Here is a 19,469-nt window from a genome sequence, read left to right as displayed (position 1 = left end):
CCATGTTTAAGCCCAGCCTGGCCATAACCCTGCTATCGGGTACTCTGGTTTCTCTGTCGGCTCAGGCCGGTGTCGAAGAGGATCGCCTGCCTGCCGCCAACGAAAAAATGCCTCAAGTGGTCCAGCGCTATCAGGCATTAACAGATGATTTGGTAACCAAATACCGCCAACATACCGATGAGCTCAAGGTGACCCAGATGGTGGCGCACCAGGGGCAACGCCTGTGGCAACAGGCGGTCAGAGATGTGCAGTCGGGTCACAGCGACGACCGCTCCCTTTACTGGAGCCGGTTGCAGATGCGAGCAGAGCTGGGCAAACAGTCGCCCAAGTTCAATATCGCCTCCTGGCAAAGAGAAATACTGACCAAGGCGGTGGAAAAGTCATCCCGAGGTTTCAGCGATATCGACTTTAAGGATGATGCCAGCATCAAGATACTGCTAACCGGATTCGACCCCTTCTTTCTCGATCGCAATATAGAGCAGAGCAACCCTTCAGGTCTGGTCGCCCTGGCATTGGATGGTTACCGCTTTTCGGTTAACGGCCGTCAGGCACAGATAGAGACAGTGATGATCCCGGTACGTTTCGCCGACTTTGATGAGGGCATCATAGAGTCGCTGTTGACCCCGGTTTACCGCGACAATAGTGTCGACATGGTGGTCACTGTCAGTATGGGGCGCAGCGACTTCGATCTGGAACGCTTTCCGGGCCGCAACCGCAGCGCCGAAGCTCCGGACAACCGCAATATTTTCACCGGCGCCAGTAAGCAGCGACCTCTGCCACCCAAACTGGAAAACGATACCCTCAATGGCCCAGCGTTTGTCGAATTCTCCCTGCCGGTAGCGGCCATGCAGAGTATAAACGACCGCTGGAAGGTCAACGACAACCATACTGTCAGCACCCTTTCCCGTGGCGAGTTTCAGGCAAGCAGCCTGAGCGAACTGCAAAACAGCACTTCGGTGGAGGGGTCTGGCGGCGGTTACCTGTCCAATGAGATCTCCTACCGGGCTATCCTGCTGCAAAACCAACTCGGCAGCCGTATTCCCACCGGGCATATTCATACCCCGAGCATTGCCGGTTTTGAAGCCGATACCGAAGCGGCAATTGTCGAGCAGGTCAAAGCCATGCTGACAGCGGCGGCCAAAAGTTTATAATCCCTGATTCAACAGAGGCGCAGTTGCGCCTCTGTCTATTCGCCGTCAATTCATGCCAATTCGAGTTTCTCATGCTGAGTCAGTTGTTCAGATCCCTTAAAAGCGCCAGCACTTCTGAATACCATCAAGTGTCTGAGCCGCAACCTCAACCGGCCGACAGTGAAGCGCAGCTAGCTGTGCTCGATGCAGTTGAGCTTTGCTATCTCAAGGCGGAGGCCGCGCTGGGGCATGCACTAAAGCGCCCTTCGGTCAGTTTTACCCTGCGAGGCCGCAGCGCCGGTACCGCTCATCCAACCGAGAACCGCTTGCGCTTCAATCCAGTGCTACTGGAGCAAAACCTGCACACCTTCACCCATGAGGTGGTTCCACACGAGATCTGCCACCTGCTCTGTTTCCAACTGCATGGCAAGACCCGACCTCATGGCAAGGAGTGGCAGAGCCTGATGCGGCGGATTTATGGCCTGGCGCCGCGTACCACTCACTCGATGGATATCAGTTCGGTCAAACCCAGGACCCTACCCTATCAGTGTGGCTGCGGCGAGGTGGAACTAAGCATCCGCCGTCACAACAAGGTCATGCGGGGTCAGGCTAAATATCAATGCCGCCGCTGCGGCAAACTGCTAAGCCCTCAGCCATCCTGAGCCAAGTTGCCAAGCCTGGCGGCTTCTTTTACTATCTGCAGCAACAATTTTAAGTCTGACACCTGAAGTATCGGCTGTCGGCATCCTTAGTTATGATTTTAGGGAACAGCGTGATTTCATTCCTTCAGCGGCCGCTTGTGGCCCTGTCGCTGCTTTTGGCAGCCTCTTCTGTGCTGGCATCGCCCAGCCATCCCAGCAGTTTTTCCGAAGCCAAAAAACGCGCCAGGACTATCTACAGCCAAAACCTGCCGGCAGTCAGTTTCTACTGTGGCTGCGCCATCAAAATGGAAGGCAAGAAATGGCAGCCTGACTTGGAAAGCTGCGGCTATCAAATCCGCAAACAGCAAACCCGCGCCAACCGCATAGAATGGGAGCACATAGTACCTGCCTGGGAGTTTGGCCATCAGTTGCTGTGCTGGCAAAACGGCGGTCGCAAGAACTGCAGCCGTAACGATGAAACCTTTAAGCGCATGGAGGCCGACCTGCACAATCTGGTGCCTGCCGTGGGTGAGGTCAATGGCGACAGATCCAACTTCAGATTCAGTCAGTGGAACGCCAAGCCAAACCAATATGGCCAGTGTCAGATGACCATCGACTTCAAGGGCCGTAAGGCAGAACCACCGGCGCAGGCAAGGGGCCGCATCGCCCGAACCTACCTTTATATGCAGCAAACCTATGGGCTCAAGATAGCCTCCAGCCAATTAAAGTTATTCAAGGCTTGGGACAAAAGCTATCCAGTTGATACTATTGAATGCCAACGAGATCAGGCGATTGCCGCCTCTCAGGGCAATCACAACCCATGGGTGCAGGCTGCCTGCAGCCAAAGTGCCTTCAGTGGCAGAACACATTAAGCCTAAGGAACACAGAGCATGAGAGTGCCGAGAATTTATCACCCAGGCCCGATAACCGCGGGGCAAGTCCTGTCATTGGATGATGATGCCAGCGCCCATGTCGGCCGAGTGCTGCGGATGTCCAGCGGCGAGCAGATAAGCCTGTTCAACGGTGATGGCAAAGACTATCCGGCCACTATCATCAGCGCCGGAAAGAAAGCCGTGGATGTACACGTGCTGTCTGCCATGGACAATCCCTCTGAGTCCCCCCTGGATCTGCACCTAGGGCAAGTGATCTCCCGCGGCGATCGCATGGACTTCACTTTACAAAAATCGGTAGAGTTGGGGGTTAACACCATCACACCACTGTTTTCAAAGCGTTGCGGCGTTAAACTCAGCGGCGACAGGTTGGAAAAGAAACTGCAGCAGTGGCAAAAAATTGTTATTAGCGCCTGTGAGCAATCCGGCCGTAGCCGGGTTCCTGAAGTGAGACCCGTCATGGAGCTGGCCGCTTGGTGCGCCGAGCCGACGACGGCATTAAAACTCAATCTGCATCCCAGAGCCGCTCACGGCATCAATGGCCTTGAGCTGCCAAACAACAAGGTGCGTCTCTTGATAGGTCCGGAAGGCGGCCTGTCGGAGCAGGAAATTACCATGACAGAAACCCAGGCATTTACCGAAGTTCTGCTCGGCCCCAGAGTACTGCGCACCGAAACCGCGGCACTAACCGCCATTACCGCATTGCAGCTCAGATTCGGCGATCTGGGTTAACCATTTTCCGCCCGGTGGGCGTAACGAATAAAGGAAAGGCATCATGATCAAGCTCGGCATAGTGATGGACCCCATCAAAGATATCAACATCAAGAAAGACTCCAGCTTCGCCATGTTGTTGGCGGCGCAGTCCCGCGGCTATGAGATCTTCTATATGGAGATGCAGGATCTGGCGCTGCTGCAGGGTGAAGCCTGGGCCAAGATGCGGCCACTCAAGGTTCAGGAAGATCCCACTGATTGGTATCAGTTGGGTGAAGCAACCGACACGCCGCTCAAGGAGCTGGATGTAATTCTGATGCGTAAGGACCCACCGTTCGATACCGAATATATCTATGCCACTTACATGCTGGAGCGCGCCGAAGAAGCCGGGGTATTAATAGTCAACAAGCCACAGAGCCTGCGTGATGCCAATGAAAAGCTGTTTACCGCCTGGTTCAGCCAATTTACCCCCACCACACTGGTCAGTAGCGACCCGCAGCGGTTACGCGCTTTCCATGCCCAGCATGGCGATGTGATCCTCAAGCCGCTTGACGGCATGGGCGGCACATCCATATTCAGGGTTAAGCAGGACGACCCCAACCTGGGGGTTATCATAGAAACCCTGACAGATTACGGCCAAAACTATGCCATGGCGCAGGTGTTTATTCCCGAAATCACCAAGGGCGATAAGCGGATTCTGGTCATCGACGGCGAGCCTGTGCCCTACTGTTTGGCGCGGATCCCCAAGAAAGGCGAAACCCGCGGCAACCTGGCGGCCGGTGGCAGCGGTGTTGCCCAGCCTCTGTCAGAAAGTGACTGGGCCATCGCCAGAGCCCTGGGCCCAGAGCTTAAAAAGCGCGGCCTGATCTTCGTCGGTCTGGATGTGATCGGGGATAAGCTCACCGAAATCAATGTCACCAGCCCCACTTGCATCAAAGAGATTGAAGCGGCTTTCGATGTCAATATCACCGGCATGCTGATGAATGCCATTGAGCAAAGACTGCAACAAAAACAACAAGGATGAGACTCTGATGAAACTGAGCCAACTCACGGGCGCATTGCTGGGTCTGGCATTGCTGCTGCCACTGGCAGCCGATGCCAATCAGTTGCCCAATCCCGCCCCTTCCAGACCCCAAAATATCGTGATCATGGTCGGTGATGGCATGGGGCCGGCTTATACCAGCGCCTACCGGTATTTCAATGACAACCCGGATACCGAAGAGATAGAACAGACGGTATTCGATCGCCTGTTGGTCGGTATGGCCAGTACCTACCCCGCCAGAGTCAGCGGCTATGTCACCGACTCGGCCGCCGCGGCAACTGCGCTGGCAACCGGGGTGAAAAGCTATAACGGCGCTATCTCGGTCGACACCCAAAAGCAACCCATCCCGACCATAATGGAAAAGGCCAAGCAGCGGGGAATGAGCACAGGAGTGGCGGTCACTTCCCAGATAAATCACGCCACGCCGGCGGCCTTTCTGTCTCACAGCGAAAGTCGAAAAAACTATGTCGAGCTGGCCAACAAGTATCTGGAGACGGATGCCGATGTGATGCTGGGGGGCGGCCAGAAATACTTCGATCAGGAGCTGCTGGCCAAGTTTGATGCCAAGGGCTATCAAATTTTGCAGGAGTTCAGCGCGCTTGAAAGTATCACACAGCCCAAGGTAATGGGCCTGTTTGCCGAAGTGCAATTGCCCTGGGTGCTGGATGACAAGAACGGCCATCGCCTCAGCGCCATGACAGGCAAGGCGCTGGAGCTCTTGTCACAAAACAACAACGGCTTTGTATTGCTGGTCGAAGGCAGCCTGATCGACTGGGCCGGTCACAATAACGACATCGCCGCTGCCATGGCGGAGATGGATGAATTTGCCCGTACCATGGAAGTGGTCGAGCAGTTCGTGCGCCAAAACCCCAATACCCTGATGGTGGCCACCGCAGATCACAATACCGGCGGTCTCTCCATCGGCAGCAAGGGCAAATATGCCTGGAATCCAGAGGTGCTCAAGGGGCTGTCTGCCAGTATTGATACCCTGGCCGCCGCGGCGTTGACCGCAGAAGACTGGCAAGCACCGCTGGCTCAAGGCCTGGGCTTTGAGCTGGAACCGGCGTTGCTGGAGCAGTTGACCAAGGCCAGAATGCAAGGCAAAGAGACGCTGGCCAGCGCTATCAAACAGGAAGTAGATCGCCGCTCCAATACAGGCTGGACCACTGGCGGCCATACCGGCACAGATGTGCAGGTGTTTGCCACAGGCCCGGGCGCCGAACTGTTTATCGGCAACCAGGACAACACGGATATCGCCTCCAAACTGATAAGCCTACTGCCCAAGGGGCAAAGGGCTGCTCAATAATGCTTAACCATAAAAAAGCGGCTGCGGCCGCTTTTTTATGTTTGCTGACTATAACGCTTGCCCGCTGCCACCACTGATTGGCTATAATGCGCAGCAGATTTTATCCTTGGAAGTTCTCCTATGTTGCTGACACCGCCATCGCAATTACTGCTGCGCAACAGTGCGCTTTTTGAAGGCCAAAGCCTGCTGCTGCTCAACCATGAAAGCGACAGCTGCGCCAGAGAGCTTTTGAACCTGTGCCCCAGAGTCGATGCCCTGGCGCTGGATTTCAATCACTTCCAACAGCTTAAGTCGCAAGCCAAGGCCGAGCTTCATTGTTACTTTGGCCACCAGTTGCCCCATACTGACAGGTTCGAGACAGTTGTGGTCTACTACCCTAAGGCCAAGCCGCTGCTTGCTTATCTGCTGGAACTGGCAGCGCTGCACCTGCAACCGGGAGGCCAGCTGCTGGTCATAGGGGAAAACAAAGGTGGGATAAAGTCGTTTGCCAAGCAGCAAAGTCACTGGTTCAGCAATCCGATCAAACTGGACAACGCCCGTCACTGCCTGCTGTTTGCCGCCGAGGCCATCGCCAGCCCAACTGCGCTGGATATTGAGACCTATGTCAGTCATTACAGCTTGCCCACTCCCCAAGGGGATGTGCAAATCTGCAATATGGCCGGAGTATTCAGTGAAAAACGTCTGGATCTGGGCACAGAGCTGTTGTTGTCCCATCTGCCCAAGCTTGAGGGCCGGGTATTGGACTTTGGCTGCGGCGCCGGAGTGATTGCGGCCGCCCTGCTCAAGGCCCAGCCGGAGCTGAGCCTGGAATGTGTCGACATCAATGCCATGGCGCTGCTGTCCTGTGAGCTGACCCTAAAGGCCAATGGCCTTAGCGCCAAGGTCTATCCATCAGATGGCTTGAGCGCCACCCAGGGCGAGTTCAATGCCATCATCTCCAACCCGCCGTTTCACGATGGTTTGGCGGCAACTACCCATATTGCCGAAAGCTTTATCACCGACAGCGCCAAAAAACTCACAGACAGAGGAGTATGGCAGATAGTGGCCAATCGTCACCTGCCATACAGCGACACAATAGCGGCCCATTTCGGCAAGGTGAATGTCATCGCCGAAAACAACAAATACAAGCTTTACCGGAATACCAGTGACAAAAAGTAACGCCGAAAAATTTTGGTAACTTTTCGCTAAGAGATCAAAGATTTTTATAAGTATTCAGGGCTATTATCTTTTGAATAACTGCTAATGGGATGTTAACAACAGGCTTCGTTTCGGCGAGCTTATGTTGTTATACTCAATAGCAGTCGGAAAAATAATAATAGTACCGTTCCGCACAGGAGTTGACTCAGTCGATAAGAGCCCCTGTTTTCCTGTTATGTCATGGCACACACCATGGACAAACAGTTTCTTACTCGAGTGGCAAACATATTCAAGCTCCAAAGGAAAGGTATAACTAACCTGGATACTCTAATATGCTGGCGCCGGATCTCGTTGAACTCAGCAGTAACATGCAATTTGCCGAGCTGAGGCTCATCCCCAAAACCCATGGTCCCGTTACCGAGGAAGCCATTCGTCATCTGCTGGCATTACCTGACTTTGCCAAGCTTTACCCCCTGGACAGTCAAATTGTTAAAGCCGTCAAAGAGATCAACAAGCTCTATGCCGAAGAAGATGGCCAATTCGAGCAATTTTTCCAGATAGCCGAGCGTCGTGACGGCCAGATATCACTCCAGCCGAGCAAGGATAAGATGCAAGCCGCCATGACCCTTACCGCCGCCTGGGGCGGTAAAGAGATCACCCTGCCGGACATTCTTCGCCGTCTCAAGGAAGATAAGATCTGCATGGGACTATCGAAAATCAAGATAGAAACCATGCTCAAACGCCTGAAGCAGAGTAAACCCGGTGAAACCATAGAAGGCATAATTGCCTGTGGCAAGGCCGCAGTGAACGGTAGCCATGCCAAATTGGATCGCAAAGTCCCCCTGGCCCGTGAACGCCTGTTGCACCCTCAGGAGCGGGAGGATGGCACTGTGGATATGCGTAACTTGGGCGCCGTCATCATGGTCAATAGCGGCGATATTTTGATGGAGAAGATCCCCGCCACCCAAGGTACCCCAGGCTACAATGTCTTCGGTGAAGTACTGCCGGCCAAGCCAGGTAAAGAGTTGGAGATGGTGGTAGGTAAAGGTACAGAACTCAGCGCCAAAGACAGCAATAAGCTTATCGCCACTGTAGCCGGTCAGCCGGTGGAGATCCGCAACGGCATGCAGGTGGACGATGTGCTGCAGATAAAAGATGTCGACGTAGGCTATGGCAACGTCGACTTCAAGGGCAGTATCCTTATCAGTGGCGACATCCATGAAGGGATGCAGGTCAAGAGTAGTGGAGATATCACTGTGATGGGCTTTGTCGACTCGGCGTCCCTGACGGCAGAGGGAGATATCACCGTCAGCAAGGGGATTATAGGTCGGCAGATCCGCACCAATGAGCTATCGACCCAAATAAGAGCCAAAGGGCAGATTTCGGCCCAGTTTGTGCAATATTCTGATCTTCAGTGCCAAGGCGATATTCTGGTAACCAAGCAGCTATTGCACAGCTACAGTTGCACCGATGGCAAACTGATAGTCAGCGATGCCAACGGCCGTCGCGGAGACCTGGTGGGCGGAATAGCCAAGGCAGAAAAAGGTATCAAGGCCGTCGCCATAGGCGCCACAGCCGATACCAAGACAGATCTCTTCTGCGCCATGCGTTTGGGGGAATACCGCCAAAACCTCAAAGAACTCGAAGAGAGTGTTAGGGTTCTGGTAGTAGCCGGGCTGGAGATGGAAGCCCGGCTGAGAAAACTGCCGCCCAAGAGTGAATGGCAAACAGATCCTACCATGGTCGAACAGATCAAAATGATGCTGCAGGAGAAACATCGTGTCGATGATGAGCGGCTGCGGGAAGAAACCGAACTCGATCTTCTGAAGGCGGAAACTGAAGGTTACTATCGCCATTACTTTGTCGAAGCCCTGAAGCATGTCTACTCCAATGTGGAAATTCACATAGGCCCGGCACAGCAGCGCACTCAAAGGGAACACGGCCCCTGCGTGATTGAAAACCAAAATGGAGAAATCCACTTCGATTACAGCAATCGCGGTTAACCTCAAAGCCGTACGGCTATGGCTCAATCTGACCGGGAAGAAATCATAGCAACACCAAGTCACTGTGTTATGGTATCGGGAACAGCTTATGCGTGGAGCCCCTATGACACAGCCCACCTGGCCCGCCATTCTAAAACCGGCAGATTCAGACGAACTCCTGTTCCTCGAGAATGAAAGAGACTGGTTGGAGTATATCTGCCTGCATCAACACCTGAGTTGCCAGGGCGACCAACTGATAGATTCCGGCGGCTTATGCTATCCCATACTTCCAGCCACTCGCAGCAACGAACCTGTGCTGGCCTCATTGCCGCAAATAGGCCCTAGCCAGTCTCGACTCGAACTCAAAGATCTCAAGCTGTTGGTGCAAAAGCACGCCGCCGCGCTCGGCAGCTGCTGCGTGGCCAAATTGGCCTTTATCACTTTTCCACAAGGGCTGGAGATGGTGCGTTATCTCGACAATCTCTGACAAAGCCCTGCGCCCACAGGTATAATCGGCGCGTTTTCTCTCACCGGAGTCATAGATTTGCAACTTCTGAAAATAGATTGCTTAGGGAAGCCTCTGAGGCTGGAAGGTTCCATGGCAGGTTGGCAGCAACTCTTTTGGGATAACCAATTGGTATCACAACAAGCCGCCAGCGCCAATGACCAAGACTGCGGCCGCCATGAGTTCAGTCTTAGTCGCACCGATGGCAGCAGCATCAAGGTACGCCTGGAAACCCAGCTCAACTGGCAACCCTTTGAGCTGAGCTATCGTTTGCTCATCGATGAACAAGTCACAATTGAAGGCAGGCGCAACAGCAAAGATATTGAGCGGCAAACACCGGACATAGCGCCGGTGAAACAGCAGAAACTGAGTCTGGTGGGGCTGGTGTCTCTGGGCTTCAAACTGCTCAAGAGCGCCAAGGTGATCAAGGTCGTACTGGCCGGGGCCAGTATTGCCGCTTATTCTTGGCTGTTTTCACTGCAGTTTGCCCTTGCCCTTATTGCCTGTCTGGTGTTTCACGAATACGGCCATATCCGGGCGATGAAGTATTTTGGTATGAAAACCAAAGGTATCTACCTCATTCCCTTTATGGGCGGCCTGGCCTTGTCCGATGAGAAGATCAACACCCGCTGGCAAGATGTGGTGATCTCCATCATGGGGCCAACCTTTGGCCTGTTAATGTCCCTGGCGGCACTCGTGGCCTACTGGATCACGGGCAATCCCTTCTTTGCCGGATTGGCGGCCTTTAACGCCTTACTCAATCTGTTCAACCTGTTGCCAATTCTGCCGCTGGACGGCGGACATATTCTCAAGAGCATCAGCTTTTCAATGAACAGCGCCATCGGCCTTATCGCCTGTATTCTCGGTGCCGCCATCGGAGTATTTATCAGCTACAGCCTGGGGCTAGCGCTGCTGGGGTTCCTGTTGCTGATAGGCAGCGCCGAGATTCTGTTTGAGTGGAAACAGCGTCATCAAAGCCATCTGTTGCCGCTGGACAGGTATGGGCAAGTGTTTTCCCTTATCTGGTATCTGTTAACCGTGGCGGCCCTGGTAGGGGTTATCTGGCATCTGGCGGGTAGCGGAGATGATATGCTGGGATTGCCACTCAAAATATTGCAGAGCTGATGCAATATGGCAAACGGCTGCAACAAAGCAGCCGTCTGTTGCCTATATCAGTTAAACGGAACCGGATGGGATCTCACCGAAATCACCGTTTTGGTAGTCACGAATGGCCTGCAAGATTTCCGCCTGGGTATTCATCACAAAAGGCCCCATCTGCACCACGGCCTCACCAATAGGGTTACCGGCCAGAATGAGCAGGCCTGCGCCCTTGAAACCGGCTTGCAGCTCGAGAGGATAACGACTGTCGAGCAGCAACATATTACCGGCGGCCAGTTGTTTGCCATCCGGCAGTTGCAATTCACCACTGTGCAAATAGAGCGCCAGCCGCCCCAGATGACTGAGTTCCAACTCGGCTTGGGCATCAGGCGCCAGCGTCAAATCGGCAATCGCCGCATCGCCGGCCAACCCGGTCAAGGGAGCACTGGCTTCAGTACCGGCGAAACGCCAGTCACCGGCCAGCAGTCTCAGGCTGGCGCCTTCAGTTTCAAGCTGTTGGTGTTCATCGGCAGCGCTGTCCTGATACCTGGGCGGCCGCATCTTGTCCTTGGCCGGCATATTGAGCCAGATCTGAAAGCCATGCAGCCCCTCTTTGGCATCGGCCAGCGGCATTTCGGAGTGGACCACACCGCGGCCGGTACTCATCCACTGCACCTTGCCTTCGCGGATGGCGCGGACATTGCCCAGTTGATCCCTGTGCTCAAAGCCGCCCTTGCGGATATAGGTAAAAGTTTCCATACCGCGGTGGGGATGCGGCGGAAAACCGCCGAGATAATCGCGTTCATCGTCGGAGCGGATCTCATCCAGCATCAGATAGGGATCCAACGCCAGAGCCTGAAAATCGGCGACCCGGCTGATATTGACCCCATCGCCGTCAGAGGTGGGTTGCGCCGGCAGTATTTGCAATATTTTCATCATTGGGCTCCTTCACTTTGGAATAGCCCCAGCTTACTGCCGACAAATAACAACAAAAAGCGCATTTATCCGCTATGAGTCTTCGACTTTATAGAAAGGTCACCCCCACCAATAGCGCACCACATGGAAGAAAACCGGCGCGGCAAAACAGACAGAATCCATGCGATCCAGCATGCCGCCGTGGCCCTCTATCATATGGCCCCAATCCTTGACGCCGCGGTCACGCTTGATAGCCGACATCACCAGTCCCCCGGCAAAGCCGAGCAGGTTCACCAGTAAAGCTATGATTGCCGCCTGCCAGGGGGTGAATGGGGTGATCCAAAACAGCGAAGTACCCACCAGCGTCGCCAGCAACACCCCACCGACCAAGCCTTCGAGGGTCTTGGAGGGCGACAGCTTGGGTGCCACCTTGCGTTTGCCAAACAGCTTGCCACAGCAATACTGCAGCACATCGGAGAGTTGCACCACCAAAATGAGCCAGGCGATCAGCAGCAAGTTACGCCCTTCATAGCCCTCAATCTTCAAGGTCATCAGCGCCGGCACTGACGAGACACAATAGACGGCTATCATCAGCCCCCACTGCACCTTGGCGGTACGCTCAAGGTAACGTGTAGTATCGCCGCCAAGTGCTGCCAGAATCGGCATCAGCAGGAACAGATACACGGGAATAAAGATACTGAACATGCCGTACCAATGGATGGCGATCAGCAGATACTGCACCGGCAAGGCAAAATAGAAGGCGGCGACCAGGGCTGGATAATCGCTGGCCCGGGTCGGTGTCAGGGTTAAAAACTCCCTGAGCGCATAGAAAGATACCAGGGCAAACAGCAATATCACCCCATAGAGCCCGAACAGGAAGGCTATGCCTATGGCCAGCACCATCATCCACCAGGCATCGATTCTGGCATTGAGGTTGGCAATAACGGCGTTGTTGCCCTTACGCCTGGCCAGCAAACGACCTATCAGGGTCGCTACCACCAGCAGTAGGCCTATACCGGCAAACAACCACAGTGTCTGGTTCATACTTCCTCCCGTGACATCGCCAATAGTGCCAAACGCAAACGCTCGAGAAAGGCCACCTTGGTTTCCTGCGGCTGCAGCTTGATAGGCGTGCCAAAACTCAAAGTGCAGAGCAGCGGCAACGGCAGATAACGCCCCTTGGGCATGGCGCGATTGAGGTTGGCAATCCACACGGGGATCAGCTCCAGATCCGGGCGCGAGTGTGCCAGATGATAGATTCCACTCTTGAACGGCAACAATGGCGCCTCGCTCAGATTACGGGTTCCTTCCGGGAAGAAGATCAGCGAGTCGCCCTCGGCCAGCGCCTTTTCCACCGGCGCCAAGGGATTGCCCTCACCATGGCTCTCTCTTGGAATAAGCACGGCATTGAATACCCGCTGAATAATAAAGCGCCTCAGCGCCGTCTTCTGCCAATACTCGGCGCCGGCAACCGGACGAGTCTTGCGTCTCAGCAAGGCAGGCAGTGATGCCCACAGCAACACAAAGTCACCGTGACTGCTGTGATTGGCAAAGTAGAGCCGCTGATTGTGATTGGCGCGGCAGCCAAGCCACAGGGCACGGGCACCTGTGACCAACCTGGCGGCCGAGGTGATCCCAAAGGCGGTCAATCCCGCGAGCCAGCCGATTAGGGTATCCATAGATAAGGGTAAACTCCTCTTACAGGAAAAAGCGCCAGACGAGTAACAACATCAGCGCCGCGGCCTGCCCGGCAAAGCAGAGGAACAGACGCTTTAGCAGCGCCTGCGCCCCTTGGGCGCGCTGCAGCATACTGCGACCGGCCTGCTCTTCTTTAAGCCAGCCGAGCTGCTGCATGCTGTGATCCAGACGTTCGCAGGAATGCTCCCCTGCCAGGGCGGCAAACAGCTTGGCATCCAGCGCCACTCTAAGGCCAAAATACTGTCCGCCCAGCCCGAAAAGCACCATCAACAGGGCGCTGAGCAGTTCCGACCATCCTTGAAGCTTGCCGCCCCAGAGAAGCAGCAAAGGTGCCAACATCAAAACGGCACTGAACCAGCGCAGCGGCGCGGCATTGCCCAATAAAGTGGCCACCAATTTTGCCAGATCCCGCTGCTGCGACTCAGGCATGTTGCACCTCTGGCGGGCAAAAACCGGACTTGAGCCGCTCCAGGTAAGCCAGAGTCTCTGGCTTGAAAACCACCTTGGGTCTGACGGCGGCAATCATCCTTGCGGCATCCTGGGCACTGCCGGCCCGACCGCTCAGCAGCAACCAGGCCGCCAATACCAGGGCGCTACGGCCATAACCCAAGGCGCAACATACAAGTAGAGTACCTGAAGTGCGCAAACACTCGAGCCGCCTGACCGCTTCCAGGCACTCCTGTTCATCCGGCAAGCATAAATCCAGCATGGGCATGGGCTGATACCATTTGAGCTTGCCTTCGGTCATCCCCCGAACAGGTGTCAGCAAGGCCTTGCCCGAATAGGGGAAAGGTAACTCGGCGCAGAGATCCAATATGGCATCATATTGCTGCGCTTCACTCATGGTGGGCATGCGCCCAAGCCAAACCCCGGGCAGCACCTCTTGCGCCGCCACCTGGCCAGCGGTCCAGAAACGGATATTGAGCCAGGCAAACAAACGATAAGGCAACAACAGCCAGCGACTGGCGAAGCTGGGATGGCCCAGCTCACTCTTTTGAAAACCCGCGGCGGCAAACAGGAGATAATTGAGCGCCACCATGGCCAGCGCCAAGGCCAGCCAAAACAGCAGCATGCCAAGCAGACTCATGGGCCAGAGCAAGGCCGCGAGCAGCAGCAAGACGGCGCCGACGCCATAAGCCGCTGCCAGCTTGAGCCTGCAAGGTTCCCTCGCCAAACTCAAGCGGCTGAACGAATGTCGCGGCCACAGCCAGAGGCAGAACAGACCGGCCGCCAGCCCTGTGGGCAAGTCGATAAAATGATGTTGCCAGGTCGTCAGCACCGACAGGCCAATCAAGGCAAACCAGCCGTGGAGCAGATAACGCCAGGGGCCCTTGGCCCGCTGACTGTATTCACTCCAGAGCACCACCAAGAGGGCGATGTGCAAAGAGGGCGCCTGATTGAAAGGCTTATCAAACCCCATCAGGAGATCAAACAAACCACCAAAAACGCCGTCGAGCGGCGGGCGCTCAAAACTGAATTTAAGTGGCCAGATGAGAAAACAGCCGATACACAGAAGCTGTACGCTCAGCAGCCTGAGCCCCAGTCTGTCTATCCCCTTGCGGCTGAGGGGGAGCAGAAACGCCAGGCCGTAGAGAAGATCTATCGACCAGTAAGGCACTATGGTCCAGGGCCAAAGCGGAATGGCGTGCTCCCAGGAAAACACCAGACTGGGAACCTCACTTTGCTGCGAGGCATACCAATTGGCAAAACCATAGCTGGCAAAGAAAAACGGCGCCAACAAGGCCAGCCAAAGCAGGCCCCGGCGAATGGTACCGACCTCGCGTCGACGGGCGGGCAGCTCAGGCATCAGTCGGCCTTACGCGCCATGGACACGGTAAATATGCCCCACTCATCCACTCTTTGAGTCAACTTGTGAAAGCCGTTGGCTTTGGTCAGTTGATCCATCTCCTGCTGACTGCGGCGACGCATCACCCAAGGCTGACCGTCTCTGTGGCTGGTCAGGGCCCGGCCGATGAATTCCAGCTGTGGATGCCAGGGCTGGCCCGTGTAGATAAGCAGGCCTCCGGGCGCCAGCGCCGCGGCAATACCCGCCAGGGAGCGGGACACCATCTCATTGTCACCAAACAGCTCGTAGAGGCCGGAGACTACCGCCAGGGTTGGTTTGGGCTCGACCGCCGCCAGCGAATCAAAGTCGAAGGCATCGCCCTTTTCAAAGCGTACTATGTCACTGAGGCCAAGCTCATCGATGAGAGCGCGGCCGTCGCGGATATTGATATCACTGTAATCACGCAGCAGCACAGAATCGGGCTTGATATCGCTGTTCGCCAGGCTCTCCAGCAGATAGCGGCCATGCCCAGCGGCCACATCCATCAAATGCAGCGGCTTTTCTTCCTTTCTCAGCGTCGACAGCGCCTGCGCCAGCAGTTCTTCGATATGGCGTTTACGCTGACGTATGCCGCGCCAGCCAATGGCATTGAGATATTGTTTGTCGACAAAGCGGCCAAACTCCCCCTTGCCGGAGGGGGTGTTGCGATAGACATAGTCCAGGGTGCTGCCCGAGTCGAAGCCGCGCTCGAAACCCAGAGCGATGCCCTCTGAGTATTTCTCCCCCAGCTTCATCACTGCGCGGGTGGCTTGCCAGTACTTGGCCTGCCAGGAAGCCTCGGGCAGAGGGGCGGCGAGCGATTCACTCTCGGCGCAGCTCGGGCCGAATTTATCTTGCTGCAACAAATTCACAGTCGCCTGCGGCGAGGCGATATTGGCCCGCAGGAAGCGTCTGATCCTGGCTATCGGGTCGGCCCGATCCAGCTCTCCCAGGGTGTCATGATAAAAACCGGGCAGCAGGTGCAATTCTTTACGCTGGGAACCCAAACGCTCAAAAAACTGCTGCTGCGGCTGGCGCCGAACCACATAGTCGGCGCCCGAGATCAGTACCTGAGTCGGTACAGTAATCGCCTGGGCATTGGCCACCACTCTTTCGGCGGCATCATAGAGTCCCAACAACACATTGACCGAGATCGGCCTGGCGATCAGTGGATCTGTCTCAAAGCTGTATTGTCTGGCTGGGTCATGGGTCAACAGCTTGGCCTTAACATAGCTGTTGACGAAAAAGTTGCCCTTGAGGCTCCTCAGCAGCTTGAGCCCAGGGATAGCAAAAGGCACATAGAGTTTGACGCTGAAGGCCGGCGACGCCAGCACCAGCGCACGAATAGAAGGCGCATAGTCATGCACCCAGGTGCTGGCCAGCACGGCGCCGACACTTTGGGCCACCACACACAGCTGCTCTTGGCTGAAACCATGTTTGCGCTCTATGTGTTCCACAAAGGTCTGAATGTCGCGGACACTGGTACCGAAGGAGGGGCTGTCGCCTCTGGCGCCCGGTGATTGCCCATGACCACGGGCGTCCCAAGCGAAAAAAGCCTGCTCAGGCAGCGCCAATTCATCCAACAGGTGCGCCATTCGACCACCGTGTTCATGACCACGGTGAAACAGCAACACGGCCCCGGGATCCTCTTGTTCATTGGTTTCCAGCGCCGGCCAGAAACGATAAAACAGCTGGAATCCATCATGGGTAGTAAAAAAGTGTTCCTCGGGTACCCTTGCGGCATTATCCATATAATTCATTCCTTTGATAAACAACTTAACTTGCGCTCTCACCCTGCTTCAAACCGGATTTTACCCGATTGAATATGGTCAGGCAGAGTAACAGGATAACCAATGACAAGATCAAATTGAGCCAGAATGGTGTCAACCAACCCAAGGCGACGGCCAGCCCCAGAATACCGAAGACAAACGCGCGATCGCTCTTGCCCATGGGGCCATCATAGCGGCGCTCAGCCCCCACCATCAGGCCTAGCACCCCGGCATATTCACTGGCTATGGCCAGTAAGGTCAGGGCGATCACCAGTGCAGGTTCCACACCACCTAGCAAGGCAAAAGGCAGATAGAGTATCGCATCCGAAACAATATCGGCGAGCTCATTGAGGTAGGCGCCGAGACGGGATTGCTGCCCAAACTCGCGGGCCAACATGCCATCTATGGCATTGAGCGCCATTCTTTTCAGCATCCAAATCGGGATGAGGGCAAAGAGCCAAGGATGAGGCCAGATAAGCAACAGGGTTCCCAGCAGTATAGAACCCAGCGCCGCCAATACCGTGACTTGATTGGCGCTGACGCCGCGCTGATACAGACGGGTAACCAGTGGCCTCAGTAGGTCCTGAAAGCGGGATTTCAACTGATAAACAGACAAACTCATTGGCTACAACATCCTAATCGAGAAAGAAAAGTTCTCACAGTCATCCTTGAATCTCGCGCAAATGACCAAAGTGCACTATGCCTGATTTTTAATATGCTTCAAAGTGCTTGAGGGAAAAAGCCGCGGCTGAATCACGACTCAACCGCAACGCCTCCGACAAGGGGAAAATGCCACTGCACCTCTCTGTATCCAGTCTATTGATTCTCTGCTTCGATTGGCTTTAGGGTTAAAGCCAAATGTTCCAGCTGATAGATAGCCATGAATGGCTCAATCAAGTTGCCAAGCCCCAATAGGCATTTGGAATAGCCAGCGCTGACGTTCATTCAACCAAAATAAATACAACAAATTGATACTTTTAATAATTTAAGCAGACTAGCGTTTCAGAAAACCAAACACAGCCCCGCGCCCAGGATGGTGTAGACATAGTGTTGCACTCACCTTCTATTATGCTCAAAAAGGATTAACCAAAATTAATTCAGCATTCCACCCAAGTTATGCTGCAATAGGCCCAAGTTAAACCCACTTTGAGGCCCTTGGTTCACCACTATGGAACTTTTGCTCGACCCACACATATGGATCGGACTCTTTACCCTTATCATCCTCGAGATAGTTCTCGGCATAGACAACCTGGTATTTATTGCCATTCTGGTTAAAAAACTCCCTCAACATCAAAGAGACAAAGCCCGGGTCATAGGCCTGTCGCTGGCTCTGTTGATGCGCCTTGGCCTGTTGGCCGTGGTGTCCTGGCTGGTCACCCTCAACCAACCTTTATTCAGCCTTGCCAATTTCAGTTTTTCCGGACGGGATCTGATCCTGATTTCCGGGGGGCTGTTCCTGCTGTTCAAGGCCACCAGTGAACTGCATGAACGGCTGGAGTCCAAAGAGCCGGAAATTGGCCAGAAAGTCGCCTACGCCGGCTTTGGCATAGTTGTGACCCAGATACTGGTGCTGGATGCGGTATTTTCCATCGACTCTATCATTACCGCGGTCGGTATGGTGGATGAGCTCTGGGTAATGATGACAGCCGTAGTGGTGGCCATGACTGTGATGTTGCTGGCTTCCAAACCGCTGACTCGCTTTGTCAACGCACACCCAACCGTGGTGGTGCTCTGTCTCAGTTTCCTGCTGATGATAGGTTTCAGCTTGGTGGCCGAAGGCTTTGGTTTCCATATTCCCAAAGGTTATCTGTATGCCGCCATAGGTTTCTCCATCATGATCGAGTTCTTCAACCAGTTGGGGCAACGCAGGTTCGAACAACGTGAGGCCCGTAAACCCTTGAGGGACAGGACAGCCAACGCCATCTTCAAGTTGATGGGCGGCAAGAAGCAGTTTGAAGAAATTGAAGAAGATGAAGAGTTGCCCGAAGACGAGCGCGCCCTGAGCAAGTGCTTTGGTGAAGATGAACGCAACATGGTCGGTGAAGTGCTGACTCTGGCCGAGCGCAGCATCAAGAGCATTATGACGCCGCGTGCCGAAATAAGCTGGGTTAACCTCAGCCACAGCCCCGAGCAGATAAAACAGCAACTGCTTAGCGACAGTTTCAGCCAGTATCCCCTGTGTGACGGCGACATAGACAAGGTCGTGGCGCTGGTCAGTGCCAAGGAGTTGCTGGCAGTCATAGAACAACAACGGCCGCTGCAGAGTCTGCGCCCCGGCCACAAGCCGGTAATAGTGCCGAAAAGCATCAGTGTGTTCCGTTTGTTGGAAGAGCTGAAACGCGCCAAGGCCGACATGGCACTGGTCACCGACGAATTCGGAGCGCTATTGGGACTGGTCACAGGCCACGACATTCTCGAAGCCATAGTCGGCGAACTGCCTCAGGAAGATGAGGCCGAAGAGATCCGCATCGATGGTGATGGTTGGCGCGCTCGCGGCAGTATAAATTTGCATCAGTTGGAGAAGCTACTGGGCTGCGACGAACTCGAGAGCCATAATCACGAGTACGTCACCCTGGCGGGCATGTTGCTGGCGCGCTTTGGCCGGATCCCGGAAGCAGGTTGCGTGCTGACTATAGAGCCCTGGCGCTTTGAGGTAACGGCGATGAATCAACACCAGATAGCCGAAGTCAAAATAAGCCATCTAGAGCAGCAAACTGACAACAGCCCTGCCAGCGAAGGCCCCTATCCAACACTGGCAGAAACCTGATCCACAAGCGCCGATAGCCAAGCCAAATCTGCGGCTATCGGCGCTGTTTTACT

The 19,469-nt window shown here is 54.8% G+C and carries 18 protein-coding genes; 11 read left to right on the top strand and 7 right to left on the bottom strand.

All coding sequences use genetic code 11. The features are described 5' to 3' along the window. Positions 1 to 2: 2 nt before the first annotated feature. The 10 genes from CX651_RS00975 (at position 3) to CX651_RS00930 (ending at position 10,469) form a co-directional block, all read left to right on the top strand. On the top strand, positions 3 to 1,151 hold the full coding sequence (locus CX651_RS00975) for a pyroglutamyl-peptidase I family protein (RefSeq protein WP_101052771.1): 1,149 nt from the start codon (positions 3 to 5) through the stop codon (positions 1,149 to 1,151). A gap of 71 nt (positions 1,152 to 1,222) precedes the next feature. Continuing rightward, positions 1,223 to 1,792, top strand: a complete 570-nt coding sequence (locus CX651_RS00970; RefSeq protein WP_101052768.1) for a SprT family zinc-dependent metalloprotease — start codon at positions 1,223 to 1,225, stop codon at positions 1,790 to 1,792. 95 nt (positions 1,793 to 1,887) lie between these two features. Further along, on the top strand, positions 1,888 to 2,643 hold the full coding sequence (locus CX651_RS00965; protein ID WP_373296779.1) for an endonuclease: 756 nt from the start codon (positions 1,888 to 1,890) through the stop codon (positions 2,641 to 2,643). Between the two features lie 18 nt (positions 2,644 to 2,661). Then, a complete protein-coding gene (gene rsmE / locus CX651_RS00960; RefSeq protein ID WP_101052764.1) occupies positions 2,662 to 3,393 on the top strand; it encodes a 16S rRNA (uracil(1498)-N(3))-methyltransferase in 732 nt (243 codons plus the stop codon). A gap of 43 nt (positions 3,394 to 3,436) precedes the next feature. Next, on the top strand, positions 3,437 to 4,396 hold the full coding sequence (gshB, locus tag CX651_RS00955) for a glutathione synthase (RefSeq protein ID WP_101052762.1): 960 nt from the start codon (positions 3,437 to 3,439) through the stop codon (positions 4,394 to 4,396). A gap of 7 nt (positions 4,397 to 4,403) precedes the next feature. After that, positions 4,404 to 5,720, top strand: coding sequence for an alkaline phosphatase (locus tag CX651_RS00950; RefSeq protein ID WP_101052898.1), 1,317 nt, complete (start codon positions 4,404 to 4,406; stop codon positions 5,718 to 5,720). Between the two features lie 123 nt (positions 5,721 to 5,843). Further along, positions 5,844 to 6,878: a class I SAM-dependent methyltransferase gene (locus tag CX651_RS00945; RefSeq protein WP_101052897.1), complete on the top strand. Its 1,035-nt coding sequence runs from the start codon at positions 5,844 to 5,846 to the stop codon at positions 6,876 to 6,878. Between the two features lie 311 nt (positions 6,879 to 7,189). Next, complete coding sequence (locus CX651_RS00940; protein ID WP_101052760.1) at positions 7,190 to 8,860, top strand: DUF342 domain-containing protein; 1,671 nt, start codon at positions 7,190 to 7,192, stop codon at positions 8,858 to 8,860. Between the two features lie 103 nt (positions 8,861 to 8,963). Next, on the top strand, positions 8,964 to 9,326 hold the full coding sequence (locus tag CX651_RS00935; RefSeq protein ID WP_224866057.1) for a DUF4144 domain-containing protein: 363 nt from the start codon (positions 8,964 to 8,966) through the stop codon (positions 9,324 to 9,326). A 111-nt stretch (positions 9,327 to 9,437) separates the two neighbouring features. Continuing rightward, positions 9,438 to 10,469 carry a site-2 protease family protein gene (locus CX651_RS00930; RefSeq protein WP_224866056.1) on the top strand — a complete coding sequence of 344 codons (1,032 nt, stop codon included), beginning with the start codon at positions 9,438 to 9,440 and terminating at the stop codon, positions 10,467 to 10,469. 51 nt (positions 10,470 to 10,520) lie between these two features. Here the strand turns inward: CX651_RS00930 and CX651_RS00925 are convergent, their stop codons facing one another. The 7 genes from CX651_RS00925 to CX651_RS00895 form a co-directional block, all read right to left on the bottom strand. Next, the gene (locus tag CX651_RS00925) at positions 10,521 to 11,378 is read right to left on the bottom strand and encodes a pirin family protein (protein ID WP_101052754.1); all 858 of its coding nucleotides are present in this window, start codon (positions 11,376 to 11,378) and stop codon (positions 10,521 to 10,523) included. A 99-nt stretch (positions 11,379 to 11,477) separates the two neighbouring features. Then, complete coding sequence (locus CX651_RS00920; protein WP_101052752.1) at positions 11,478 to 12,401, bottom strand: phosphatidate cytidylyltransferase; 924 nt, start codon at positions 12,399 to 12,401, stop codon at positions 11,478 to 11,480. Beyond that, on the bottom strand, positions 12,398 to 13,036 hold the full coding sequence (locus CX651_RS00915; protein ID WP_025889733.1) for a lysophospholipid acyltransferase family protein: 639 nt from the start codon (positions 13,034 to 13,036) through the stop codon (positions 12,398 to 12,400). Before CX651_RS00915 ends, CX651_RS00920 begins: the two co-directional genes overlap by 4 nt. Positions 13,037 to 13,055: 19 nt before the next feature. After that, entirely contained in the window at positions 13,056 to 13,484 is a 429-nt protein-coding gene (locus CX651_RS00910; protein WP_101052750.1) for a hypothetical protein, read from the bottom strand. Beyond that, entirely contained in the window at positions 13,477 to 14,862 is a 1,386-nt protein-coding gene (locus tag CX651_RS00905; RefSeq protein ID WP_101052748.1) for a phosphatase PAP2/dual specificity phosphatase family protein, read from the bottom strand. Before CX651_RS00905 ends, CX651_RS00910 begins: the two co-directional genes overlap by 8 nt. After that, positions 14,862 to 16,631 (bottom strand): bifunctional alpha/beta hydrolase/class I SAM-dependent methyltransferase, encoded by a 1,770-nt coding sequence (locus CX651_RS00900; protein WP_101052746.1) that lies wholly within the window; start codon positions 16,629 to 16,631, stop codon positions 14,862 to 14,864. Before CX651_RS00900 ends, CX651_RS00905 begins: the two co-directional genes overlap by 1 nt. Before the next feature lie 25 nt (positions 16,632 to 16,656). Further along, on the bottom strand, positions 16,657 to 17,271 hold the full coding sequence (locus CX651_RS00895) for a CDP-alcohol phosphatidyltransferase family protein (protein WP_101052744.1): 615 nt from the start codon (positions 17,269 to 17,271) through the stop codon (positions 16,657 to 16,659). Positions 17,272 to 17,817: 546 nt separating this feature from the next. Between CX651_RS00895 and CX651_RS00890 the strand changes: the two genes are divergently transcribed. Continuing rightward, on the top strand, positions 17,818 to 19,416 hold the full coding sequence (locus CX651_RS00890; RefSeq protein ID WP_101052742.1) for a TerC family protein: 1,599 nt from the start codon (positions 17,818 to 17,820) through the stop codon (positions 19,414 to 19,416). The last annotated feature ends 53 nt before the right edge of the window (positions 19,417 to 19,469 follow it).

The sequence above is a fragment of the Shewanella chilikensis genome (assembly GCF_002836945.1).
GTDB lineage: Bacteria > Pseudomonadota > Gammaproteobacteria > Enterobacterales > Shewanellaceae > Shewanella > Shewanella chilikensis.
The sequence above is the reverse complement of the archived record's forward strand: the minus strand, read 5'-3'. Positions and strand labels throughout refer to the sequence as shown.